The sequence below is a fragment of the Exiguobacterium sp. 17-1 genome (assembly GCF_023096305.1).
Taxonomy (GTDB): Bacteria; Bacillota; Bacilli; order Exiguobacteriales; family Exiguobacteriaceae; genus Exiguobacterium_A; species Exiguobacterium_A sibiricum_A.
The window spans coordinates 116,511-139,375 of record NZ_JALIGJ010000004.1; the positions used below are offsets into that span (position 1 = coordinate 116,511).

At 47.6% G+C, this 22,865-nt stretch carries 24 protein-coding genes; 11 read left to right on the forward strand and 13 right to left on the reverse strand.

What is annotated here, in order from left to right; all coding sequences use genetic code 11:
- Positions 1–161: 161 nt before the first annotated feature.
- Both MUN34_RS11605 and MUN34_RS11610 read left to right on the forward strand, forming a co-directional pair.
- A complete protein-coding gene (locus MUN34_RS11605) occupies positions 162–689 on the forward strand; it encodes a hypothetical protein (protein WP_247857843.1) in 528 nt (175 codons plus the stop codon).
- 70 nt (positions 690–759) lie between these two features.
- Complete coding sequence (locus MUN34_RS11610) at positions 760–1,254, forward strand: YwhD family protein (protein WP_247857844.1); 495 nt, start codon at positions 760–762, stop codon at positions 1,252–1,254.
- A gap of 46 nt (positions 1,255–1,300) precedes the next feature.
- Here MUN34_RS11610 and MUN34_RS11615 read toward each other — a convergent pair whose 3' ends face one another.
- Both MUN34_RS11615 and MUN34_RS11620 read right to left on the reverse strand, forming a co-directional pair.
- Positions 1,301–2,143 (reverse strand): metallophosphoesterase, encoded by an 843-nt coding sequence (locus MUN34_RS11615; RefSeq protein WP_247857845.1) that lies wholly within the window; start codon positions 2,141–2,143, stop codon positions 1,301–1,303.
- 79 nt (positions 2,144–2,222) lie between these two features.
- Positions 2,223–3,779 carry a BCCT family transporter gene (locus tag MUN34_RS11620; RefSeq protein ID WP_247857846.1) on the reverse strand — a complete coding sequence of 519 codons (1,557 nt, stop codon included), beginning with the start codon at positions 3,777–3,779 and terminating at the stop codon, positions 2,223–2,225.
- A gap of 388 nt (positions 3,780–4,167) precedes the next feature.
- Here MUN34_RS11620 and MUN34_RS11625 point away from each other — a divergent pair, with 388 nt between their 5' ends.
- The 3 genes from MUN34_RS11625 (at position 4,168) to speB (ending at position 6,759) form a co-directional block, all read left to right on the forward strand.
- A complete protein-coding gene (locus MUN34_RS11625) occupies positions 4,168–4,842 on the forward strand; it encodes an NAD(P)H-dependent oxidoreductase (protein WP_247857847.1) in 675 nt (224 codons plus the stop codon).
- A 143-nt stretch (positions 4,843–4,985) separates the two neighbouring features.
- On the forward strand, positions 4,986–5,825 hold the full coding sequence (speE, locus tag MUN34_RS11630) for a polyamine aminopropyltransferase (RefSeq protein WP_026829494.1): 840 nt from the start codon (positions 4,986–4,988) through the stop codon (positions 5,823–5,825).
- Positions 5,826–5,886: 61 nt separating this feature from the next.
- Positions 5,887–6,759, forward strand: coding sequence for an agmatinase (gene speB / locus MUN34_RS11635; protein ID WP_028107152.1), 873 nt, complete (start codon positions 5,887–5,889; stop codon positions 6,757–6,759).
- Positions 6,760–6,804: 45 nt separating this feature from the next.
- On the opposite strand, the gene MUN34_RS11640 is transcribed toward speB, so the two are convergent.
- Together MUN34_RS11640 and MUN34_RS11645 are read right to left on the reverse strand one after the other, a co-directional pair.
- On the reverse strand, positions 6,805–7,389 hold the full coding sequence (locus tag MUN34_RS11640; protein WP_247857848.1) for a LysE family translocator: 585 nt from the start codon (positions 7,387–7,389) through the stop codon (positions 6,805–6,807).
- 3 nt (positions 7,390–7,392) lie between these two features.
- Positions 7,393–7,851 carry an Lrp/AsnC family transcriptional regulator gene (locus MUN34_RS11645; protein WP_026829491.1) on the reverse strand — a complete coding sequence of 153 codons (459 nt, stop codon included), beginning with the start codon at positions 7,849–7,851 and terminating at the stop codon, positions 7,393–7,395.
- A 256-nt stretch (positions 7,852–8,107) separates the two neighbouring features.
- Between MUN34_RS11645 and MUN34_RS11650 the strand changes: the two genes are divergently transcribed.
- Together MUN34_RS11650 and MUN34_RS11655 are read left to right on the forward strand one after the other, a co-directional pair.
- Positions 8,108–8,902, forward strand: coding sequence for a DUF4397 domain-containing protein (locus MUN34_RS11650; protein ID WP_026829490.1), 795 nt, complete (start codon positions 8,108–8,110; stop codon positions 8,900–8,902).
- Positions 8,862–9,479 (forward strand): class F sortase, encoded by a 618-nt coding sequence (locus tag MUN34_RS11655; RefSeq protein ID WP_235188894.1) that lies wholly within the window; start codon positions 8,862–8,864, stop codon positions 9,477–9,479. Before MUN34_RS11650 ends, MUN34_RS11655 begins: the two co-directional genes overlap by 41 nt.
- A gap of 51 nt (positions 9,480–9,530) precedes the next feature.
- Here the strand turns inward: MUN34_RS11655 and MUN34_RS11660 are convergent, their stop codons facing one another.
- The 9 genes from MUN34_RS11660 to MUN34_RS11700 all read right to left on the reverse strand — a co-directional run bounded on the left by MUN34_RS11660 (position 9,531) and on the right by MUN34_RS11700 (position 19,316).
- Positions 9,531–10,838 carry a protoglobin domain-containing protein gene (locus tag MUN34_RS11660; RefSeq protein ID WP_247857849.1) on the reverse strand — a complete coding sequence of 436 codons (1,308 nt, stop codon included), beginning with the start codon at positions 10,836–10,838 and terminating at the stop codon, positions 9,531–9,533.
- 205 nt (positions 10,839–11,043) lie between these two features.
- Positions 11,044–11,268, reverse strand: coding sequence for a hypothetical protein (locus tag MUN34_RS11665; protein ID WP_026829487.1), 225 nt, complete (start codon positions 11,266–11,268; stop codon positions 11,044–11,046).
- Between the two features lie 84 nt (positions 11,269–11,352).
- Positions 11,353–11,559 carry a cation transporter gene (locus tag MUN34_RS11670; RefSeq protein WP_247857850.1) on the reverse strand — a complete coding sequence of 69 codons (207 nt, stop codon included), beginning with the start codon at positions 11,557–11,559 and terminating at the stop codon, positions 11,353–11,355.
- A gap of 2 nt (positions 11,560–11,561) precedes the next feature.
- Positions 11,562–13,688 (reverse strand): heavy metal translocating P-type ATPase, encoded by a 2,127-nt coding sequence (locus MUN34_RS11675; protein WP_247857851.1) that lies wholly within the window; start codon positions 13,686–13,688, stop codon positions 11,562–11,564.
- Between the two features lie 12 nt (positions 13,689–13,700).
- Complete coding sequence (locus MUN34_RS11680) at positions 13,701–13,997, reverse strand: metal-sensitive transcriptional regulator (RefSeq protein WP_026829484.1); 297 nt, start codon at positions 13,995–13,997, stop codon at positions 13,701–13,703.
- Positions 13,998–14,158: 161 nt separating this feature from the next.
- Entirely contained in the window at positions 14,159–15,691 is a 1,533-nt protein-coding gene (locus tag MUN34_RS11685) for a DHA2 family efflux MFS transporter permease subunit (RefSeq protein WP_026829483.1), read from the reverse strand.
- Between the two features lie 231 nt (positions 15,692–15,922).
- A complete protein-coding gene (gene ytxJ / locus MUN34_RS11690; RefSeq protein WP_026829482.1) occupies positions 15,923–16,249 on the reverse strand; it encodes a bacillithiol system redox-active protein YtxJ in 327 nt (108 codons plus the stop codon).
- Positions 16,250–16,254: 5 nt separating this feature from the next.
- Positions 16,255–17,880 (reverse strand): acetolactate synthase large subunit, encoded by a 1,626-nt coding sequence (locus tag MUN34_RS11695; protein WP_026829481.1) that lies wholly within the window; start codon positions 17,878–17,880, stop codon positions 16,255–16,257.
- Positions 17,877–19,316 (reverse strand): NAD-dependent succinate-semialdehyde dehydrogenase, encoded by a 1,440-nt coding sequence (locus tag MUN34_RS11700; RefSeq protein ID WP_247857852.1) that lies wholly within the window; start codon positions 19,314–19,316, stop codon positions 17,877–17,879. The genes MUN34_RS11695 and MUN34_RS11700 overlap by 4 nt, the downstream gene beginning before the upstream one ends.
- 366 nt (positions 19,317–19,682) lie before the next feature.
- On the opposite strand from MUN34_RS11700, the gene MUN34_RS11705 reads away from it, so the two are divergent.
- The 4 genes from MUN34_RS11705 (at position 19,683) to MUN34_RS11720 (ending at position 22,850) form a co-directional block, all read left to right on the forward strand.
- Positions 19,683–21,383 (forward strand): glycoside hydrolase family 13 protein, encoded by a 1,701-nt coding sequence (locus tag MUN34_RS11705; protein ID WP_012369176.1) that lies wholly within the window; start codon positions 19,683–19,685, stop codon positions 21,381–21,383.
- 20 nt (positions 21,384–21,403) lie between these two features.
- Positions 21,404–21,919: a YwiB family protein gene (locus MUN34_RS11710; RefSeq protein ID WP_012369177.1), complete on the forward strand. Its 516-nt coding sequence runs from the start codon at positions 21,404–21,406 to the stop codon at positions 21,917–21,919.
- A complete protein-coding gene (locus MUN34_RS11715) occupies positions 21,909–22,328 on the forward strand; it encodes a hypothetical protein (RefSeq protein WP_012369178.1) in 420 nt (139 codons plus the stop codon). The genes MUN34_RS11710 and MUN34_RS11715 overlap by 11 nt, the downstream gene beginning before the upstream one ends.
- Positions 22,329–22,409: 81 nt before the next feature.
- Positions 22,410–22,850, forward strand: coding sequence for an NUDIX domain-containing protein (locus MUN34_RS11720; protein ID WP_247857853.1), 441 nt, complete (start codon positions 22,410–22,412; stop codon positions 22,848–22,850).
- Positions 22,851–22,865: the final 15 nt, after the last annotated feature.

Here is a 22,865-nt window from a genome sequence, read left to right on the forward strand (position 1 = left end):
TCCTCCTTCTAGCATAAGTACAATACGCCATCAGTATACCGTATGTCACACTGGTTCCGTCAAACGGTACATGGAAATCGAAAAAGAAGGGTATAGACAGGAGTAGCCTGTCGTAAGCAAGAAGTACTTATATTAAGAAATGATGAGGATGAGGTGAAGGCATGGAAATGGAACCAGTGATTCGAAAAAAAATCCATACGCTACTGATTTTTGACCGCGCTTTACCAGAAGACAACACATACCCGTTATCAGGCGCAAAAGGTCTCGAAGTCGCAGATGTCTTGTTTAATGAAAACATTCCATTCGGACGTCTTGTGACGGACAAGGACTTGGCGGCTCTTGTCGGAAATGAAGAAGCAAAGCGCTACGGGATGTTGACATTGTTACGTGATGATATCCGTTTTAAGCCGATTTTTCAAAATCGTAAACCAACACCTGAGATTGAAGACGAGTTGGCAGAGCGGATTCGGGAACTGGCCAAGCAATTGCGGGCCATCCGTTCAAAATGTTCATCACTGGAGCGGATTATTTTATTCGGTCGCGCATCGCAAACGTTGTATGACCAGGCGTTAGTGCAACTGGAGGAGTTGAATCCACCCGCACATGAAGAACTTACGTCCCTCGAGTGTCTGCGCTTACCGACAATCCGTCGTGTCACCCGGGAGCAGCTGGAGACGCTCAAGCGGTAAACGAAGGCTTGCACCGACTGTTGGATGCGGTATGATAGAGACAACAGTAGTAAAAGGGGACAAGTAAACGATGGAAAAGAAAATCAACTTCAATATCATTTCAGATAACTCAACGGACGGGCATGGTGGATTTGGTGTCGGTACACTTAGTCTGAACAGCATGTCACCTGTCATCATCTCGCCGGAAGACGGCGAAGCCTACATCGATATGGGCGCCATGCATGCGAAGGCGGCAATCGAGAAACGGATTAAATTCACGACGGACAAGGAAGATTCCCCAAACGGAAAGCTGTACTGGATCGTTTGGGTGACGGTTGGACGGAAACCGGAAGGCTTTTATTACGGTGGCGTTGCAGCATGTGACCTGTTAGTCGATGTCGAAGCACGGCGCGGCTTTAAGATTTTAGCGGACCATGTCAATAAGATGGATAAATCGTTAAAAGGACGGATTGTCGTCGATCATATGGATGAGACATCAAAACACTTGTTGCGTGATTTCCTGCAGACACACAAACCGGAGATGTGGGAAAATGCTGAACCGGAATTGCATGAAGCACTCGCTTAAAAAAAAGTGCCGACTCTGTGAAAGAGTTGGCACTTTTTTTGATTGATCACGTGCGTAACGTCACGACAATCAACTCGGGATGATTAAAAATTCGAAACGGAAATAAGCTGTTGCCGAGCCCGCGACTGATGATCAGCCGTGTGTTCTCCATCACATGCTGTCCGGCTGTCAACTCAGGGAAAAATCCTTGACCCGGTGCATACATCCCGTCCGTGAACGGTAGACGGATCTGTCCGCCATGGGCATGACCGGATAATACCAAATCAACTTTCCGTTCCGCATACAACGGCAAATACTCCGGACGATGTGCCATCAACAATTGGAAAGCACGGGTATCGGCGGTCGACTGGGCTTGATCGAGGCTCTTTCGGATACCGTCCGGCTCCTGCAGACCTTCACTCCAACGGGTCGTCGTCGGATCATCAATTCCAAGTAACTCAATGAACTGACCGCTTCGTTCGAGCGGAACAGACGTATTTCGAAGGACGGTGACGCCGAGGCGTTCAAGCTTCGGTAAAATCGTCAAATTCAGACGGACTTCATGATTGCCTGTCACGAAATAAACCGGATAGTCAGGAGTCAGTTGTTTCATCAGCAGGAGGGCTTCTTCTTCTCCGTTCCGTCTGGAATCAATCAAGTCACCCGTCATTAAGATGAGATCCGGCTTTAGTTTATTTACTTTTTTCAAAAGAACCTTTTGACGGGAACCAAATGATTTACCATGGAGATCGGCGATCTGTAAAATCGTATAATCATTAAACGCGGCAGGTAGTTTATCCGATTGGACTGTTACTGCCGTCGTGTCGATTTGATTGTTTTCCCGGTACAAAAACCAGCTGCTGAGAGCGATAATTCCGAGTGGAATGAACCATTTTTTTCTGAGCCGCAAGTCCTCACCTCTTTTCTTATCTTCAGCATACCAAAAAGCCCCTGTCTTCCGCATGATGGAAGGCAGGGGCTGACTGCAGTTACGCTTCTTTTTTCAAATCTTCTGCTGATTTAGCAGCATCCGGTTCCTTGGAAAGATCCATGAACAGGGCAATCACCATCATCCCGACGACAAAGATGAACGGGAAGGCGGCAAGGACAGCTGCGGCCTGCAAGGCGCTGAGTCCGCCTGCGTACAAGAGAACAGCTGCGATTGACGACTGGATGATTCCCCACGTCAATTTGATTCGGAGACTCGGCAATAGACTACCGCCGGAAGACAACATCCCGAGGACGTACGTCGCGGAGTCGGCAGACGTGATGAAGAACGTCGTGATCAAGAAGACAGCAATGATGCTGAGGAACGTTCCGAGACCACCGAATGTTTCGAACAAGGCGAACATACCGGTTTCGACCCCTTTATCGTTGACCGTTGAAATGAGATCGACGCTGTTGAACAGTTCATTCCAAATCGCCGATCCACCGAAAACAGAGAACCACAGCAATCCGAAAATCGTCGGAATCAAAACGATTCCAAGAACAAATTCACGAATCGTCCGTCCTTTTGAGACACGGGCGATAAACGTTCCGACGAATGGTGACCAAGAAATCCACCATGCCCAGTAGAAGATCGTCCAGGCGTTGATCCAGCCGCGTTCATCCGGATTAAAGGCAGATGCCCGGAAGCTCATGGTCGGTAGGTTTTGCAAGTAAGCACCTGTCGTTTGAACAAATAGATCCATGATGAAGCTGAACGGTCCGAGGAACAGAACCCCAACCATCAAGAGAATCGCCAAGACAATGTTGGCGTTGCTCAAGCGGACGATTCCTTTATCAAGACCGGAAGCGGCACTCATCATATAGAGGACAGATACGACCAGTATGATAATCAATTGCGTCAAGAATGAGTTCGGAATACTGTCGACTAGGAAATGAAGTCCACCCGAAATTTGTTGTGCGCCAAGACCAAGTGAAGTTGCGACACCAAAAGCGGTTGCAACGATTGCGAGAACTTCAACCGTCCCCTTACCGGCAGTTTGGTATTTTGGTTTCATGAGTGAAGCGACGGTATCCCCAATCGTTGCAGGACGTCCTTTGCGGAACGTCGAGTAGGCGATGGCAAGACCAACAATGGCATAAAGAGCCCATGGATGAAGACCCCAGTGGAAAAATGAATAACGCATCGCGAGGCGCGCTGCTTCTGTCGGGTCGTCGGTTGCAACCGGCGGCGTATGGAAGTGAGTTAGTGGTTCCGAAACACCCCAAAACACAAGACCAATTCCCATGCCGGCGCTAAACAGCATCGCGAACCAGGAAATGAGTCCGTACTCCGGACGATCGGAGTCCTTACCGAGTCGGATTGAACCGAAACGGGAAAAAATGAGAAAGATGGCAATTAACAAAAAGGCACTCATCCCGAGAAGGTAGAGCCAACCAAAACCGTTTGAGATAAAGTTTTGAGCAATGCCTGTGACATTTCCGAGATTTGCAGCACCAATCAGTGACTCAGGCAAGATTCCCCATATGGTAAAGAGCACACAGAAAATGACGGAGACAATAAAGACATTCGTGATCTTACTTTTTCGTTTATTTTCCATCGTGTTCAACACCTTCTTTCGAATTTTACATGTAGTTTTGTAACTCGTTTAGACAACGACATTAGTAATACCCGCGTCATTTGAAAACAAAACCTAATCACGCAAGTTCTAACCGTAACAAAGATGGAACGGACTGGCAAACGAAAATGGGTAATGATGGAAAGTGAGGGGGCGAGAAACAAAACGGTGTAATCTAGAAAAACCCTGGAATGAAGCCTTTGAATTGATGGAACAGACAGAATGAAAAAGTTGAATTATTTATTATTTCCCGGTTCTTCTGTTTTGTAACATGCATTTCAGATACATTGATGAAGCAAAAAAACAGACGAAGTGAAACGGGTTTGATATCGTATCAGGTAGTCATTATATTACGTAGGGGGAATCACTCATGAATCACGATCAAACAAAACAACAGATTATCGATGCTTTTCAGTTCCGTCATGCGACCAAATCATTTGATCCAACAAAAAAAATAACAGAAGAAGATTTTTCATTTATTTTAGAGACGGCACGTCTTTCACCGAGCTCTTTCGGATACGAACCGTGGAATCTGCTCGTCATTCAAAACGAAGCCGTTCGAAATGAAATTCGGGACGTTGCCTGGGGAGCACAAGGTCAATTGCCAACGGCGAGCCACTATGTCATTTTCCTTGCCCGGACAGGGAAACAGATGCAACCGGACGGGGAACATGTGACGCACATGATGGATCTGTTAGGTCTGTCGGAGGAAGCAAAAGCCGGTCGCACAAAACGATACGGTCTGTTCCTCGAAGAAGATTTCAAGATTGGGGATAATGAAAAGGCGATGGCGGATTGGTCTGCGAAACAGGCCTATATCGCACTTGGAAACATGATGTCGACCGCAGCGCAAATCGGAATCGACTCTTGTCCGATTGAAGGATTTGATCAACAGGCAGTGGAACAAATTCTGGAACGGCACGGTGTGCTCGACCGATCGGTTTTCACCGTACCTGTCATGGTTGCATTTGGCTATCGGGCGGATGAACCGAAACGAGCGAAACAGCGTCGGTGCCTGGGTGAAATCGTCACGGTCGTCGACTAAAAAAACAGGCGAATCTTTTCGAATTATATAGAAGTTTCTTTCAAAGTTCGGTATACTCGCATTTGTATGATTAAGAAGCGCCGTAAACGCCACTCGCATACGAACAACTTTTGTCTTGATGAAAGAAAGGGGTTCTATCGCAAATGGAACAAAAATTAAAGTTATGGTTCACGGAACACCAAACGGAAGATTACGGTATCACATTCCGTGTCAACCACGTTTATGAGAGCGAACAAACGGAGTTTCAACGCCTGGAGATGGTTGAGACGGACGAGTTCGGTACGATGTTGTTACTTGACGGAATGGTCATGACGACAGATCGTGATGAGTTTGTCTATCACGAAATGGTCGCACACGTTCCACTCTTTACGCACCCGAACCCAAAATCAGTTTTGGTCGTCGGTGGAGGAGACGGCGGAGTCATCCGTGAAGTCTTAAAACACCCATCAGTTGAGAAGGCGGTTCTTGTCGAAATCGACGGAAAAGTCATCGAATACTCGAAAAAATATCTACCGAACATTGCAGGCGGTCTTGACGACGCACGTGTTGAAGTCATCGTGGGAGACGGGTTCATGCATATCGCAGAAGCTGTTAATGAATATGATGTCATCATGGTCGATTCGACAGAACCGGTCGGTCCAGCGGTCAACCTGTTCACAAAAGGATTCTACTCTGGAATCTCGAAAGCATTAAAAGAAGACGGTATTTTCGTCGCACAGTCGGATAACCCATGGTTCACACCGGACTTGATCCGTGATGTTCAACGCGACGTCAAAGAAATCTTCCCGATCACAAAACTTTACATTGCCAACGTTCCGACGTATCCGAGCGGTCTGTGGACATTTACGATTGGATCGAAAAAACATGATCCTCTCGCTGTCGCACCAGAACGTTTCCACGATATCGAAACGAAATACTATACACCGGAACTTCATACAGCTGCATTCGCGCTACCGAAGTTCGTCAAAGATTTAACGATTTAATTAAACGCCAGGAGTGTTCCGTTTTTTAGGGGCACTCCTTTCTATGAATGGAGGAATAATGATGCGATTTGATGAAGCTTACTCAGGTAAGGTGTTTATCGCGAGTCAACCGACTCACGAAGATGCAAAAGGTGTATTGTACGGTATGCCGATGGACTGGACGGTCAGTTTCCGTCCCGGTTCACGATTTGGTCCAGCCCGGATCCGTGAAGTGTCACTCGGACTCGAAGAATACAGTCCGTATCTCGATGGTGACATTGCGGATGCGAAATTGTTTGATGCCGGTGATATCCCGTTGCCATTCGGCAATGCCCAAAAGTCGCTCGACATGATCGAAGAATACGTTGATTCGTTGCTGACGGCAGGAAAGTTCCCGCTTGGTATGGGGGGAGAACACCTCGTCACATGGCCGGTCGTCAAAGCGTTCGATAAACATTATGATGATTTTGTTGTGTTGCACTTTGATGCACATACGGATTTACGCGATTCGTATGAAGGAGAGCCGTTGTCGCACTCGACACCACTCAAAAAAATCGCGAACTTGATTGGACCGGAAAACTGTTATTCGTTCGGCATTCGTTCAGGAATGAAAGAAGAGTTTGAATGGGCTAAGACGTCTGGTTACAACTTGTTTAAATACGAAATCGTCGAACCGTTAAAAGCTGTTTTACCGAAGCTTGCCGGTAAAAAGGTTTACGTGACGATCGATATCGATGTGCTCGATCCGTCGGCGGCACCGGGAACCGGGACGCAGGAAATCGGCGGCGTGACGACAAAGGAATTACTTGAAGTCGTCCATATGATTGCACGGGCGGATGTCGACGTCATCGGAGCCGATCTCGTCGAAGTTTGTCCGGCGTATGATCAGTCTGACATGACAGCAATCGCGGCTGCCAAGGTCTTGCGTGAAATGATGATTGGATTTATCAAGTAAAAACGAAAAGGTCAGATCCGTTTTGCGGAATCTGACCTTTTTTCGTCATATCAGAAGTTCATATAATCCGTATCCACCAAAACCCAGCAACAAGAAAGCCGACAAGTATTGAATGGAACGGGAGAGAGCAGGAGAAAGTTGTTTTTTTAGAAGATGCATCAACTGACTTAAAAATAACCACCAACTGGCTGAACCGAGAAAAATTCCAATCAGTAAGCTGAGTGGCGATACTGCTGTATCCTGAAAACGGGCAAGAATGGCTAAAAATGCAAGAATCGTCATCGGATTCATCAACGTGAGCAGTAAGGTCGATCCATATGCTACTGCTAATGAGGTAGTTGGCCTGGATAACGGAACCTCATGTGTCTGTTTAAGTGTTTTCACACCGAAATAACAGAGAAACAGACTGCCGGCGAATTGAAGCGGAACGGTATGTGTCACAAACAGCTGAATCAGTGATAAGCCGGATAAGGCAATCAGTCCATAAATTAAATCCGCTGTGGCAGCGCCTAAACCGGAAACGAATCCGAAGCGTCTACCGAATTGAAGCGTCCGTTGGATACAGAGTAACCCGATTGGTCCAACTGGAGCTGCGATGGCGAAGCCGATCAGAAAACCGTTCATTACCATGGATCAATCCTCCGGAAGCAGCGGCAAAGCCGTCGATTCTTTTAATGTCCGCATGATGATCGTCGTTTTCGTCCGGGAGATGCCATGTAAACTTTTGATGTGGTTCGTGATGATGTCGTCCAGTTCTTCTGTATTGCGACAACGGATTTTGAGCAGGTAGTCATCTTCGCCGGCGATGTGATGACATTCGAGGATATAGGGCAACTCTTGGACTCGTTGCAAAAATGGATCACGGTGTTCGGGACGCTCCAAGGAGACGGCGACGAATGCACCAAGGTCGTAACCGAGAAGAGCCGGATCGAGAACTGTCTCGAACCGCCGGATGATTCCTTGATCTTGCAGGCGTTGAACACGATCAGCCGTAGCAGGAGCGGATAAACCAACCTGTTTGGCAAGCGTCGACCACTTGATGCGGGCATCTTGCATAAGTGACTTAATTATCTTCAAATCTAATGAATTCATAATCAAAAACCTTCTTTTCTAATGTTTTTAACTTTAATTTATTTCATTTTTAAATAAAGTGCAATGTGCAATTTTTGCCGGAAAAAGCATATTGAAACATTTACAGGTGGGTGAAATTACTTTAAGTTTAAGATGTCACCACGAGGGAAATATTTTCTGTGTCACCACAAAAAAGTTTCTTTCAGTAAAGTAAAGCGTAAAAAAGATTTGTTGGTTTGAGAGCGAAATACATCATGACATGAGAGGTGGAAAAAAGATGAAGAAACTCTTATCTTTCGTCACAGCTGCTCTGCTATTCGCACTATTTGTGCTCCCGGTAGGTGCAGCGGACGATGCAATGGTTCGTGTGATTCACGCTTCACCTGATGCTCCAGCAGTGGACATCGCCGTCGATGGCAAAAAAGCAGTCTCAGGAGCAGAATTTAAAGCCGTCACAGATTATCTCACTCTCCCAGCCGGAGAACATAAAGTAGAAGTCTTCGCAGCCGGTACAACAAAAGATCCTGTACTTTCTCAAACACTCAACATCGAAGCCGGAAAATTCTATTCTGTTGCGGCAATCGGTAAATTGGCAGACATTAAACTTGCTGTCATGGAAGATAACGGCAAAGGTGAAGATGGAAAATCAATGGTCCGTGTCGCTCACTTTGCACCGGATGCACCAGCCGTTGATGTCGCACCAAAAGGTGGAGACCCACTCTTCAGCGACCTCGAATTCTCGAAAGTCTCGGATTACGGTACACTGGATGCCGGTACGTACGATCTTGAAGTACGACCTGCCGGTGCAACGGATGTCGTTAAGGCACTCGACGGCATCAAACTCGACAGCGGTAAAAACTATACAGCACTCGCAATCGGGCTACTTGAAGGCGAACCAGCCTTTGACGTCCTCTTGATTCCGGACGGCGGTGAAATGGCAGCAATGCCGGACACAGGTCTTGGCGGAACAACTGAAACGTCATCGATGGCAACAACTTGGGCACTTGTAGCACTTGCTGGAGCTGCACTTGTTGGGACAGCTTATGTCGTCCGTCGTAAACAAAACGCGTAACCTCTTGTTATTCATTACCGTGTTGCTTGCAGGATGTGGAGGAGCAGAGGAAACTTCTCCTCCTCCACGCTCTGAGGAACCGGCAACACCTGTCGTCGAATCACCGGCACCAAAGTCTGAAGCAGAAGCAGTGGCAACATTTGTACCGAACCGTCTAAAGATTCCGACCATCGATGTGGATGCAAAAGTCGAAGTCGTTGGAAGAGATGACAAAGGGCGGATGGATGTTCCGAAGCAGACAGATCAAGTCGGTTGGTACCAATACGGAGCAAAAGCCAATCAGACCGGCAATGTCATTCTGGCAGGGCATTTAGATGATACGAATGGTCCGGCTGTCTTTTATGACTTGGCAAAAGTGAAACGGGGACAACGGATTGAAGTCAATTCTAAAACGGGAGAACAGGTTTCATACGTGGTGACGAACGTGATGTCTTATCCCGTTGACCAGGCACCTGTCGGATCCATTTTTGGTGCGACACTTGCGCAACGTTTAACGTTAATCACCTGTGTCGGAACGTTCACCCAATCGAAAGGATACGATCAACGATTGGTTGTGACCGCCGAACAGGAAAAATAAACAAAGGGACCTTTCCGTCAATGGAGAGGTCCCTTTGTTTATTCAGTTTGCTCAAGCATTGACTTCAGAAGCCGCAACAAGATCCGTCGTTAAGGCGGACAATCCTTGTGTCGTCTGGCTGATGCCTTGAATCGTTTGAACGATTTGGCTTAAGTCGTTTTTGTTACGACCGAACATCTCCAAATAGTTTTCCATTTCCTGTTTCACGGTGTGAATGCCGCTCTTCACTTGTTGCAGTTCGTTACGGGAAGCGGAGTTTGAACGGGTAATGTCATCCATTTGGGAAACGAGTTCATTGATGTTCCCGTTATTTTTTTGAATCAGGCTGTTGATGCTGCTGCTGAGTAATTTCGCGTTTTCCGCCAAGTTCCGGACTTCGATTGCGACGACAGAGAATCCTTTACCGTGTTCACCGGCACGAGCCGCTTCAATCGAAGCATTCAAGGCAAGTAAGTTCGTCTGATTGGCAATATCTTCGATGCCTTGTGTCATCTTGACGATTTCGTCTGAAGTTGTTTTCAGTTGCTGGATACTTGTTAATGAAGTACTGACTTGTTCCGTTGCCTGTACAAACTGTTGTTCCATTTTATCCATTTTAGTCTCATTTTCTGACGTCAATCCGACCAAATTACGACTTGTTTTTTCCGTTTGATCGGTTTCGGATAAGATTTGTGTTGCCCGACGGCTCGTCTCAGAAATGGCTTCTTCCGTCTGCTCGACGGTGCTTGCGACTTCTTGACTGACACGCACGACATCCTGCAACAGGCGACTCCGTGATTCGTTTGCGGCACTGACTTCATGTAAGCGGGCATCCACGTATTGACTTGTCACGATTTGCGCATCTAGATTCATCGCGTGGTTGAGCGCCAGAATCGCATTCGCTAACTGAGCCGGATCGTGTTGGAAATGTTCGACGATTTTTGGAACCAATAAGGTATTGAATGCTGCGTAAGATGCGATGAACCAAGTGACCGGGACGAAGTTACGATTATGGGTTTTTCCCATCCGTGTCCGCATCGCCAGGAACTTATCATCCATGTTACCAGTCAATAAACTGCCGAAATAATCCGCAAAGACTTTTTTCAAACGTTCGCGAGTCGATGAATTTTGAGCAATCTGAACCATCTCTGGATGCAAAAGCAGGTGATCGAGGACTTGCTCGAGCACTTCGTCCAAGATGCTGTTGACGACAGGCGCCATCGCTTTTAAGGTTTGCAGATGTTCTTCTGTATAGCCCATGTATTCCAAGCGTCCTGTTAAGCTTGGATCACTTGTTTTTGTAATAAGTCGTTTGTCAGGAAATCCGATTGTCGCCTGATAAGTCGACATCGATGCTTTAGTTTTAAATGGATTACGCACGTTATGCCCCCGATTTTCTCAAAATTAAGATTTTTGGTGTCTTATTGTTATCGGCTGTTTTTTGAAAACCGGTAATCCTTTTTTTAAGAATTTAATGTTTGCATGGAAAGTATTGACCTGAAAACAAAAAACTCACAGTCTTGGACTATGAGTGTAATAACCCTTTCGAAAATCCGGGTTCATGCTATATGTGTCGGAGAATCATTTAGACGGGTTGATCTTCTTGGAAAGCTTTTTTGGCATCGACAATCGATCGCATCCGACTAACACAAGTCTGGACGAATTGAATGTCGATGGACGTAAACCGGGTGACAGGTCCTTTAGCTGATTCGGCACTGAATGTGAAGGTTCCGAGATTCCAAAGTTCGATTTTAAATCGTTTTCCTTTGTTGTCATCGAAGTGTTCTACGAATTCGATTTTCGGTACCATACGAACCCCTCCTTGTAGAACCATTCCCGTTTTTTTCAAAATAAAAAAGCCAAACTGCATGTTTCACGCAGTTTGGCTAAAAAATTAGGCAGTCGGAACGTCATATCCGATTTCTTCAATCGCTTCGACGAGACGTTCTGTCGCGACGTCTTCGTGTGTCACTGTGACATTGTTTTCTGCAAGGGAGACGGTTGCATTCGTTACCCCGTTGAGTTCGTTCAACGCGGATTCAACGCTTGCTTTACAGTGATTACATGTCATTCCGACGACAGTTAAAGTTGTTTCTTTCATGATTAGTTTCCTCCTTTGGATAGTGGAATACGTTTTAAGCGTAACGCATTTGTGACGACAGAGACAGAGCTGAATGCCATTGCGGCTCCTGCGACCCAAGGGGCGAGCAGACCGAGACAGGCAATCGGAATCCCGATCGCATTATAGCCGAGTGCGAAAAACAGGTTTTGCCGAATGTTCTTCATCGTTTGTTCACTCAGTCGAATGGCGGTGATGACTTGTTGCAGATCATGTCCCAGCAATGTGACGTCTGCTGCTTCGAGAGCGACATCCGTCCCGCTGCCGAGGGCAATCCCGACATTTGCTGTCGCAAGGGCCGGCGCATCATTGATACCATCTCCGACCATCGCGACCCGTTGCCCATTCGATTGAAGTGCTTTGATGTGATCGGCTTTTTCAATCGGCAGGACATCGGAAAAGACATGGGTCTTTGGAATCTGAAGTTCCGTTGCGAGTTGTAAGGCGACTTCTCGCCGGTCTCCGGTCAACAAATAAACCGCTTTGGTCTGCTGAATCTCCTGAATGACCTGTTTGGTAGTCGGTTTCAATTCATCCCGGATGGCATAACCCGCTTCGATCGTCCCGTTTACCGTGACATACACAACCGTTGCTCCGATGGATGTCCAGTCGGGTAAGGATAAGCCGTGTTCTTCCATCATCCGTGCCGACCCGACCATGATGTCTTGTTTCATAATCAATCCCCGGACACCGCGACCGGGATCGACTGTAAAGTGTTCGATATCAAAGACGACGTCCCGCTCTTCGGTAATAGCATGAGCGAGAGGATGTTCCGATTTTTTTTCAAGGGCAGCTGCAAAATCCAGGGCCTGTTCTTGTCCAAACGTCTCGATCACGACCGGGCGTCCGATCGTCAACGTTCCCGTCTTGTCAAAGACAACAGCGTCCACGTGTTGTAACGATTCGAGTTGGGCCCCGCCCTTGAACAGTACCCCGTGTTCTGCCCCTTTACCGGTTCCGACCATGATCGACGTCGGAGTCGCGAGCCCGAGAGCACAGGGACAGGCAATGACGAGAACGGCAATCGCCGGACGAATCGCTTCAGCGAATGAACCGGTCGTCCACCACCAGACGGCAAGCGTCACGAGCGCGATGGCGACGACGATCGGAACAAAGATACCGGAAATCCGGTCCGCCTGACGTTGAATAGGGGCTTTTTCTGTTTGGGCTTGTTCGACGACACGGATGATGCTTGCAAGCATCGTCTCCTGACCGACTTTCGTGGCTTGAATCGTCAGGTGACCGTTCGTGTTCAAGGTCCCGCCGATTACAACATCCTCGATCCCTTTATGAGCCGGGAGCGGTTCGCCGGTCAACATCGATTCATCCAGATAGGCATCACCAGCTGTGATGACACCATCGACCGGAATTTTTTGACCGGGTTTGACGATTAATTGCATACCGGGTTGGACCTGATCAAGCGAAACCATCCGCTCGACGCCATGCTCCAGGACGACGGCATCCGTCGCCTGTAAGGAAAGAAGACTTTTGATCGCACCGGTTGTTTGTTGTTTGGCACGATCCTCCAGTACTTTCCCGAGCAGGACGAGGGTAATCAGAACCGCACTCGTCTCAAAGTAGAGATTCGGCATCAAGGGATGAACCATCATTTCGGCAACAGAATAGAAGTAGGCTGCGGAAGTACCGAGTACGACCAGGACGTCCATGTTGGCACTTCCGCTCCGGAGACTTTTATAGGCGCCGACATAGAAGGGGGCACCGATGATGAACTGGACTGGCGTCGCCAGGGCGAACTGAATCCACGGATTCATAAGCCACGGGAAGTGGATCGGACTGTTCGGAATGTGCGAGATCATACTGAGCAGTAACGGCAGGGACAAGAAAGCGGCAATCCAAAAGCGGTAGAGCATCCGGCGGTTCTGTACCTGTTCGTGTGGTGCCGTCTTAATGGTGGCACCATATCCGATTTTTTTAATCTTATCTAAAATCAGTTGTTCATCCATCTCTTCCGGAACAGCAATCCGTGCTGTTTCGAGCGGCAGGTTGACGGTGGCTTCGACTCCGTCCATCCGGTTCAACACCTTTTCAATCCGAGCCGAGCAGGCTGCACACGTCATGCCTTCGATATTCAGTTCCATCGTTTTTGACATCGAAATCCCTCCTTACTTCTTGAGACGGGCAATAACGGCCATCAATTCGTCGACGTAGACACCGGTATCCTGTTCACCGGTCGCTGCATCGTGCATACACATCTTGACGTGACGTTCGATGACCTGCAACTCGACTTGCCGGAGTGCGGCTTGAATCGATGCGGTCTGAGTCAGGATATCGATACAATACCGGTCTTCCTCGACCATGTTGGCAATGCCGCGGACTTGACCTTCAATTCGTTTTAAACGTTTTAATAAGGCATCTTGTTCTTCAGTGGAACGGGGAACAAGGGGATGATCATGAGTCATAAGTACACCTCTTTTCCGGAGTAGTTGATACGTCGAGTATATCATATAGGTATAGGGGGTACCAGTATAGAGACTGGAGTTTAAAAAACCAAACGAAAAAGGGGCTGACTCAAAAGTCAGCCCCTAGCTCTGGTCCGCTGTTAGATCAACAACGAGTGGTGTTACTGATTGGAAACTTGCGGTTTAATGATTTGTTCGTTCAACGAACGGTTGCTGATGATGTCTTCCGCTTGTGTCGCCCGTTTGATAAAGAACGAGAGGGCAAAGGCGAGACCGGCAATGAACGTTGAGATGAAGAAAGCATAGTTAATGCCGTCAAGCGTTGCCTGCATCACGATTTGTTGTTTCATCGCTGCAGCAGCTTCCGCTGTTGGTTGGCTTGTCATGTTTTTCGCTGCTTCTTGCGCGAGTTCCGCTCCACGTGTTTTCGCGTGGGTGGACATGATCGTAACGAGGAGCGCCGTTCCGATCGCACCGGAAACTTGTTGTAACGTATTATTCATCGCTGTCCCGTGTGGATAGTAACGGGTCGGCAATTGGTTCAGACCATTCGTCGAGACCGGCATCATAACCATCGACATCCCGAACATCCGGAGAGAATAAAGGACGATTAAATGGGTATAAGTCGTATCCATTTTAAGTTGGCTGAAATAGTAGGTTGTGACAACCGTGATGAACAAGCCGGTGATGGCGAGTGGACGACCGCCAATCTTATCAAATAGTTTCCCGTTGATTGGTGACATGACAGCCATAAGGATGGCACCCGGCAGTAACATCAGACCGGCATCAAGCGGAGAAATCCCGCGAATCGTCTGAACATAAATCGGTAACAGTAACATCCCGGAGAACATGGCAATCGTCACGACTATCGAGATGGCGGACGATAAAGCAAACATCGGATAACGGTAAATCTTGAAGTTGAGCATCGGACGTTCCATTCTCAATTGACGCATGATAAATGTTACCAGTGCAACGACCCCGATGACTAACGCTAAAATGACTTGGAGACTATCCCAACCCTTTGAACCGGCAGAGCTGAAACCGTACAGGAGACCACCGAATCCGAAAGAAGACAAGACGACGGACATAAAGTCGAGTTTTGCGTTAGAGCGTTCTTTGACGTCACGAAGCAGGAAGAAACCGGCAGCGAGCACGATCAGGGCGATTGGCGTAATAAAGTGGAACAACATCCGCCAATCGTAATGTTCGATGATCCAACCGGAAAGGGTTGGTCCAATCGCAGGAGCCCCCATCATGATGAGTCCGAAGAAGCCCATCGCCGTTCCACGTTTTTCAATCGGGAAGCTGACGAGCATGACGTTCATCAGAAGCGGCATCATGATCGCAGATCCGGAAGCCTGGATCATTCGTCCGGCAAGCAGGACCGGGAAAGCGTCCGCAAATCCGGCAAGAATCGTACCCGCAGAGAACAGTGTCATCGCGAGCAGGAACAGACGGCGGACCGAGAATTTTTGAATCAGGAAAGCAGAAGTCGGAATCAAAATCCCGTTGACGAGCATGAAACCGGTCGATAACCACTGGACCGTTGACGTTTCAATCTCCAGATCCTTCATGATAGACGGCAAAGCGATGTTGAGTAAGGTGTTATTTAAAAAAGCAATAAAGGCACCAATCATCAATACGGCAAGTATGCCGTAAGGGGGACGAGCGGTAGCAGATTTTTCGTGTGACATGGTTTTCCTCCTTAATGAACTAACAGTACACAATTCTATACGGTCGTTATATCTGTTGTCTATCTTAATCTGAATTAGCTTGAATTACAAATATTAATAGCTAAGAAAGGTAATTTTATTTGTTATGAAGGAGAAGGGCTGTAACCTAACTTGGAATCATTAAAAAACGTGCGCTTTCTCCTGTATCAAATGCAACAGGAGAAGGCGCACGTTTTTGCAAAGCTGAGACAATTATCCGACGTGTGTGTGTAAGGCATCTGTCGTGATGTCATAATGGGAGGTCGTCCAGACCGCTTTTCCATCTTGAATGAACAGGACTTGCGGTGATTCATGCCGGACGTTGTACTGTTCTGCGATATGATTCGACAATGTCCGAGCTTCCTGAATCAATAAATAAGCAGTCGGAATTGCTGTTGTATCCGCATATTTCGTATAGGCGGAAAAACCGGCTGAACTGATCGGACAGGTCGTACTGTGTTTACAAATCACGAATGTTGCATGTTCTGAAACGAATTGATCAAAATCGGAAATCGATTGTAATTTTCTGAGTTGGGTCATCTTTATCAGCCTCCATAAGTCCGTAAACGGTCACTTAACTTCAGATTTTCCCTGTAATCGACCGGACAGTCAATTAAAACGGGTCCGTCACTCAGAAAAGCTTGTTCGAGACAACTGGACAGGGTACCGTGTTCTCCGACACGCAACCCGAGTGCCCCAAAGGCGACAGCCAGTTGTACAAGGTCCGGATTATCGAATTCAATATAAGGTGCACGACCGTACGCTTGCTGTTGTTTCCATTCAATCAGTCCGTATGTGCCATCGCGCCAGATGATGACGACGATCGGCAATTTCAACCGAACCGCGGTTTCGAGATCCTGACCATTCATTAAGAAGGCACCGTCTCCTGAAGCACAGAGGACACGTTGTTCCGGATGCAACAGTTTAGCGGCAATCGCACTCGACAAGCCATATCCCATCGAAGAAAAACCGTTGGAGATGAACAATTGATTAGGACGTGTCGTCTGAAAATGCCGTCCGAGCCATACTTTGTGGGCACCGACATCCGAAAAAATCATCCCGTCCTCACCTGTTGCCTGTTCGAGCTCACGCACGATGCTTTGAGGATGGAGCGGAAGGGCGAGGGAATACGTCGCCTGGATTTCTTGACGCAGCCGGTCACGGTCCTGTTGCCATCCGGTCCAGGATCGGTTCGGAATACTTTCCGAGAGCAGATGCAAGATATCGGGTAACGAGCCGATCAGATTCGCGACAACAGGATAGAACTGATCGATTTCATGTTGATTGGTATCGATATGCAAAACGGGTGTCTGATTCGGATTCCATTTTGAAGGCGGCAATTCTGTAATGTCGTAGCCGACAGCAATAATTAAATCACTTTGATCAAGAATCCGTTGGTTATAATCGGCATTTGGTAAGCCGATGGTGTGGGCAGCGAGCTCATGAAAAGATGAGATCGTGCCTTTCCCCATCATTGTCTCGACGACAGGAGCACCCAATTGATCGACGAAAGCATGGAAAGCATCCGTAGCACCACTTCGGTTGATTCCGAATCCGGCAATCACGACTGGACGTTCTGCCTGTTCGATTTGCAACAGGACATCGCTGTCCGTAACAGATGTCGGATGCAGGAAGGTCGGAATACTATCCCGTAAAATCGGTGTCTTGGCATCGACATCGGCTTTTGCGATGTCTTCCGGAAAGGAAATGTGTGTCGCGCCTGGTTTTTCGGAAGCAGCTTGAGCAAATGCTTGGCGGACGACTTCTGAAATGACTTCTCCTGAAACAATCGACGTACTAGACTTGGTAATTGGTCGATACATCTCGACTAAATCAAACATTTGATGGGATGCCTTATGTTGACGCCACGTTGCACCTTGTCCGGTAATGGCGACGACAGGCGAATGATCCATCGTCGCACTGGCGATTCCCGTCATCATGTTGGTCGCTCCGGGACCAAGCGTCGACAGGCAGACGCCGGGGCGTCCACTTAACCGGCCGAACATCGATGCCATGAAGGCAGCGTTCGTTTCATGGCGTGTCGTGATGAACGTGATATCCGATTTACTGATTGCTTCAAGTAAGGTGATGTTTTCTTCACCGGGAACTCCGAAGATATGCGTGACGCCCTCCGCTTCCAGACACTGGACAAATCGTTCGGCCGCGTTCATTGATCGAGTCCGCCAATCGATACATACTTCGTCTCGAGATAAGCTTCGAGACCTTCTGATCCGCCTTCACGACCGACGCCGGATTGTTTCATTCCGCCGAACGGAGCCTGGGCGGCTGAAGGAACACCGTCATTCCACCCGACGATCCCGTAGTCGAGACTTTCGATTGCGCGGAATGCCCGGGCATAATTGTTCGTAAAGACATACGAAGCAAGACCAAACGGCGTTTGATTGGCATAATGGACAGCTTCTTCATCTGAACTGACACGTTGGACAGGCGCAACCGGACCAAATGTCTCTTCATTCATGATCAGCATCTGCGGGGTGACATCGGCGAGAACGGTTGCTTCATAATAGTAGATCTCGTTTTCGTCATCTGTTTGTCCTGATCCGCCGGTGACAACACGGGCGCCAGCCGATGTCGCATCATCGACATGTTTTTTGACTTTATCGTAGCCGGCCTTGTTGATCATCGGACCGATTTTCGTGTCACTATCGAGTCCGTTGCCGGTTTTGAGTTTGGCTGTTTCCTGACCGAGCTTTTCAACGAACGTATCATAAATCGAATCCGAGACATAGATGCGATTGCCGCAGACACATGTCTGTCCACCGTTACGGAACTTCGATTTGATCGTTTCTCTGACGGCAAGATCGAGATCGCAGTCGTCAAAGACAAGAATCGGGGCATGTCCACCAAGTTCGAGTGACATCGCTTTGATGGTTTCCGCACCTTGTGCCATCAACGTCCGACCGACTTCCGTCGACCCCGTGAACGTGATTTTAGCAACGTGTGGATGAGTGGCGAGGGATTCACCTAAGTCTTTCCCGCTTCCGGTCACCGCATTGACGACACCGTCCGGAATGCCGATTTCCTGACAGAGTTCGAGTAACCGGAGTGCTGTCAACGGAGTGGCGGTGGGCGGTTTTAGGACGAACGTACAGCCTGCGACGAGCGCCGGTGCCAATTTCCGGGTGATCATGGCAGCCGGGAAGTTCCATGGAGTAATCGCAGCGACGACCCCGACCGGCTGTTTGATGACATGGAGGCGTTTAGTGGCATCATGTGACGGGATAATCCGCCCGTATGCCCGCTTTCCTTCTTCCGCGAACCACTTGACGAAGTTCGCCGCGTATTCGACTTCACCTTCTGATTCTGCGAGCGGTTTACCCATCTCAAGTGTCATCAGTCTGGCCAATTCATCTTTTTTCTCAAGCATTTTCGCATACAATTTTTCAAGAAGCGCCGCGCGTTCATAAACCGTCCGTTTCGACCATTCCGGAAAAGCCTTGTGAGCTGCTTCAACCGCTTCATTAACATCGGATTTCGTTCCGTTTGGCACACTTCCGACGATTTCACCTGTCGCCGGATTTTTCACATCCGTCCGTTCACGTCCCTGATCGAGCCACTGCCCATTGATTAAAAACTGCCCCTTCATTTACAAAATCCCCCTTTTTTATTCGCATTGTTAAAGATATACCCGAAGATTGAAAAAAAGATTCGCTTTTCCGAAAAAGGTTGTGCAAAAGGCTAGAAATTGACCGATAAACAGTGTAGGATAATTCAGTAAATGTAATGTATTTTTTCAATAACAATTCGTAAAGAATCAAATTTCATACATGTGTGAAGTAATGAAGAATGTCCCGAATCATTGACATTCCAACTGGGTTTGATAAGATGAATATAGGGTATTTGCGCAATCGGTTGCGCTTAATTAGAATGAACCGATGATTACTATAAAATATCAAGAATTAGTATAAAAAAACGGACAACAAAGACTGAAATACGAGAGGATTTATCCATAATGACACAAATGATACCGCGTCCGGAAACGGCACAAAAAACACTCACACGAGCTTGGTGGAAAGAGGCAGTTGCTTACCAAATCTATCCGCGCAGCTTTTATGATGCAAACAATGATGGAATCGGCGATATCCCGGGTATCATTGCCAAGTTGGATTATCTAAAAGATCTCGGAGTCGATGTATTATGGATTTGCCCAATGTTCAAATCACCGAATGATGACAATGGATATGACATCAGTGATTATGAAGACATCATGGACGAATTCGGAACGATGGCCGATTTTGATTTATTAATGGAAGAAGCACATAAACGTGACATTAAAGTATTACTCGATTTGGTCGTCAACCACACGTCGGATGAACACCCGTGGTTCCTCGAATCCCGTTCGTCAAAAGATAATGACAAACGCGACTGGTACATCTGGAAGGATGCCGTCAACGGTGGGGAGCCAAACAACTGGGAAAGTATCTTTGGCGGTTCTGCTTGGGAATACGATGAAAAGACCGAGCAGTATTTCCTGCACGTCTTCTCACGTCGTCAGCCAGATTTGAACTGGCGGAATAAAGACATGCGCCAAGCGGTCTACACGATGATCAACTGGTGGCTCGACAAAGGGGTCGATGGTTTCCGGATTGATGCCATCAGCCACATTAATAAAGATCAGTCATACGCAGATCTTCCTAATCCACTCGGCATGCCGCACGTGCCATCGTTTGAGATGCACATGAATGTCGAAGGGATTCACGAATATCTCGAAGAATTGAAAAACGAGACGTTCTCAAAATACGACATCATGACAGTCGGTGAAGCGAACGGTGTAACGCCGGAAGAAGCAGATCTTTGGGTCGGAGAAGAAAACGGCAAGATGAACATGGTCTTCCAGTTTGAACACATGGACCTGTGGCGGGCAGATGCCGAAAAAGGCGTCGACGTTGTTAAACTGAAACAAGTTTTGACGAAATGGCAAAAAGGACTTGAAGAAACAGGCTGGAACGCACTGTATCTTGAAAACCACGATAAGGTCCGCTCCGTCTCCCTTTGGGGTGATGAAGGACAGTACTGGAAACAAAGCGCGAAGTCACTTGCGATGATGTATTTCTTCATGCAAGGAACACCGTTCATCTATCAAGGACAAGAAATCGGGATGACGAACGTCCAGTTCCCGGATATCTCCGACTACGATGATGTCGCGACGAAAAACATGTACAACATGCAACTGGCATCAGGGAAAACACACGAAGAGATCATGGAAGTCATCTGGAACTCGTCGCGTGATAACTCCCGGACACCAATGCAGTGGACAAATGAACAAAACGGCGGTTTCTCGGAACAATCCCCATGGTTCGGTGTCAATCCGAACTTTGCCGACATCAACGTGGCGGCGCAGCAAGCCGATGAGGATTCGATCCTGAACTTCTATAAACGGATGATTCAAATCCGGAAGATGGAAGAGACGTTGATTTACGGAGAATACGATCTCATTCTTCCGGAAGATACAAAAGTCTATGGTTACACGCGGACGCTCGGAAACGAACAGTTCCTGATTGTGACGAACCTGAAAGACGAAGTGGCGGAAGTCGACACCGACATCATCCTCCATTCGGATAACATCATGCTTGCGAACTATGAGACAACGTATCATGAAGGAACCGAACTCACGCTTCAACCTTTTGAAGCACGCCTGTACCGCGTACGTTAAAACAAGGCTGGATTTGGCAGATGCCGAATCCAGCTTTTGCTGTCGCTAAAAAAGAAATCAAGAAGATGCAGGACAGAAGAAAATCGTGTACGCTAGACGATGAGGTGATAGAAGTGAAACCAGTACGTTATCCGGTCCGCCTGCGACAAGTGACATCGATTCAGGATGACGCGATGCGGGAGTCCGTTGAATTAGAAGCAGACGGGACTTTGTTTGAAACAAAAGACGGGTTTGCCCTGAAGTTCATGCAAGAAGATGAACAACCGATTGATACGACCATCAAGTGGTCGCACGATCAAGTTGCCCTGAACCGGAAAGGTCCGGTCTCAATGCACCATGTCTTCATTTTGGGTCAAAAAACCAAAAGTGGTTATGAGAGTCAGTTTGGTCAGATGGTGATGGAGACGGAAACGGCAACGATTGAAATGACAGAACAACGTATGCAATTCCAATACGATCTGATGATGAATCATCAGCCGGTCGGTCTGTATACGATTGAATTAACTTGGGAACGGAGTGAAACACATGGCGTTTGAACAAACAGTAAAAGAAATGGAACAGATGCTCGAAGAAGATTGGTTTGAATGGTTAGAGAATGACGAGCCGAAATACAATGAATGGCGCGATCAACTCGAAGCACTGGCAGAACAGGTCATGACGGAATACAATTCGAAAGTCGATTCCGATGCGATTGATTCGTTATTATTGATCAACGAAGATTTACCGGTCTTGTACGGAGAAGATACGGTCATGCTCTACACAGCGTTACTTCATGCACGCAAGGAAGATGATTCGGTCTACGAACGTTACTTGACGATTTTAGGGGCGTTTTCAGAAGAAAATCATCCGGCGCTCCGTGAAGTCGAACAGGCCGTGTCGAAAAAAGATTACAAAACAGCATATGCACGTGCCGTTAAATTACCGCAATCGCTTGGATTAGAATAAGTACGTGCCAGAGCAGTTCCATTCAAAGGATATTTGAACGGGCTGCTTTTTTTTGATGTTCATGACAAAGGGGGAATCAGCATGAGAACGTTATACCGGATTGTCGTCGGGATTGTCAGACAGGGGGATCAGTTGCTGTTGGTCAAAAATCAGGCAGATGGGGAAAGAGCGGTGTGGAGTCTGCCGGTTGGTGTGATTGAAGCCGGCGAGACGCTGGCGGACGCTTTAAAACGGGAGATGGCAGAAGAAACCGGACTGTCCGTCGAGACGTTCGAACTGGCATACGTGACAGAAAACTTCATCGAACAGTTTGACGCCCACAGTCTCGTTACCTATTTTGAATGTACGATCAGAGGCGAATTGTTACCAAATGATCCTGACCGAGAAGTCGTCGACAGTCAGTGGGTGCCGATCGAACAGTTGGGGGACTATCTCCTGAATCGTGATGTGCTTGAACCGTTGCAGGATTATTTGAATAAAGCATCTAAATCTTATTATTTGTATGAACAGATGGTCTGGTAATCGGGTAAAAGAGAT

What these genes read in the sequence shown, in the direction of transcription:
- MUN34_RS11610 (WP_247857844.1), top strand. Translation starts at nt 760, where the DNA reads ATGGAAAAGAAAATCAACTTCAATATCATTTCAGATAACTCAACGGAC.
- MUN34_RS11670 (WP_247857850.1), bottom strand. Translation starts at nt 11,559, where the DNA reads ATGAAAGAAACAACTTTAACTGTCGTCGGAATGACATGTAATCACTGT.
- MUN34_RS11640 (WP_247857848.1), bottom strand. Translation starts at nt 7,389, where the DNA reads ATGGTAATGAACGGTTTTCTGATCGGCTTCGCCATCGCAGCTCCAGTT.
- MUN34_RS11675 (WP_247857851.1), bottom strand. Translation starts at nt 13,688, where the DNA reads ATGTCAAAAACGATGGAACTGAATATCGAAGGCATGACGTGTGCAGCC.
- MUN34_RS11680 (WP_026829484.1), bottom strand. Translation starts at nt 13,997, where the DNA reads ATGACTCATGATCATCCCCTTGTTCCCCGTTCCACTGAAGAACAAGAT.
- MUN34_RS11705 (WP_012369176.1), top strand. Translation starts at nt 19,683, where the DNA reads ATGACACAAATGATACCGCGTCCGGAAACGGCACAAAAAACACTCACA.
- MUN34_RS11605 (WP_247857843.1), top strand. Translation starts at nt 162, where the DNA reads ATGGAAATGGAACCAGTGATTCGAAAAAAAATCCATACGCTACTGATT.
- MUN34_RS11710 (WP_012369177.1), top strand. Translation starts at nt 21,404, where the DNA reads ATGCCGAATCCAGCTTTTGCTGTCGCTAAAAAAGAAATCAAGAAGATG.
- MUN34_RS11645 (WP_026829491.1), bottom strand. Translation starts at nt 7,851, where the DNA reads ATGAATTCATTAGATTTGAAGATAATTAAGTCACTTATGCAAGATGCC.
- MUN34_RS11685 (WP_026829483.1), bottom strand. Translation starts at nt 15,691, where the DNA reads ATGTCACACGAAAAATCTGCTACCGCTCGTCCCCCTTACGGCATACTT.
- speB (WP_028107152.1), top strand. Translation starts at nt 5,887, where the DNA reads ATGCGATTTGATGAAGCTTACTCAGGTAAGGTGTTTATCGCGAGTCAA.
- speE (WP_026829494.1), top strand. Translation starts at nt 4,986, where the DNA reads ATGGAACAAAAATTAAAGTTATGGTTCACGGAACACCAAACGGAAGAT.
- MUN34_RS11650 (WP_026829490.1), top strand. Translation starts at nt 8,108, where the DNA reads ATGAAGAAACTCTTATCTTTCGTCACAGCTGCTCTGCTATTCGCACTA.
- MUN34_RS11720 (WP_247857853.1), top strand. Translation starts at nt 22,410, where the DNA reads ATGAGAACGTTATACCGGATTGTCGTCGGGATTGTCAGACAGGGGGAT.
- MUN34_RS11620 (WP_247857846.1), bottom strand. Translation starts at nt 3,779, where the DNA reads ATGGAAAATAAACGAAAAAGTAAGATCACGAATGTCTTTATTGTCTCC.
- MUN34_RS11695 (WP_026829481.1), bottom strand. Translation starts at nt 17,880, where the DNA reads ATGAACGCGGCCGAACGATTTGTCCAGTGTCTGGAAGCGGAGGGCGTC.
- MUN34_RS11665 (WP_026829487.1), bottom strand. Translation starts at nt 11,268, where the DNA reads ATGGTACCGAAAATCGAATTCGTAGAACACTTCGATGACAACAAAGGA.
- MUN34_RS11625 (WP_247857847.1), top strand. Translation starts at nt 4,168, where the DNA reads ATGAATCACGATCAAACAAAACAACAGATTATCGATGCTTTTCAGTTC.
- ytxJ (WP_026829482.1), bottom strand. Translation starts at nt 16,249, where the DNA reads ATGACCCAACTCAGAAAATTACAATCGATTTCCGATTTTGATCAATTC.
- MUN34_RS11700 (WP_247857852.1), bottom strand. Translation starts at nt 19,316, where the DNA reads ATGAAGGGGCAGTTTTTAATCAATGGGCAGTGGCTCGATCAGGGACGT.
- MUN34_RS11715 (WP_012369178.1), top strand. Translation starts at nt 21,909, where the DNA reads ATGGCGTTTGAACAAACAGTAAAAGAAATGGAACAGATGCTCGAAGAA.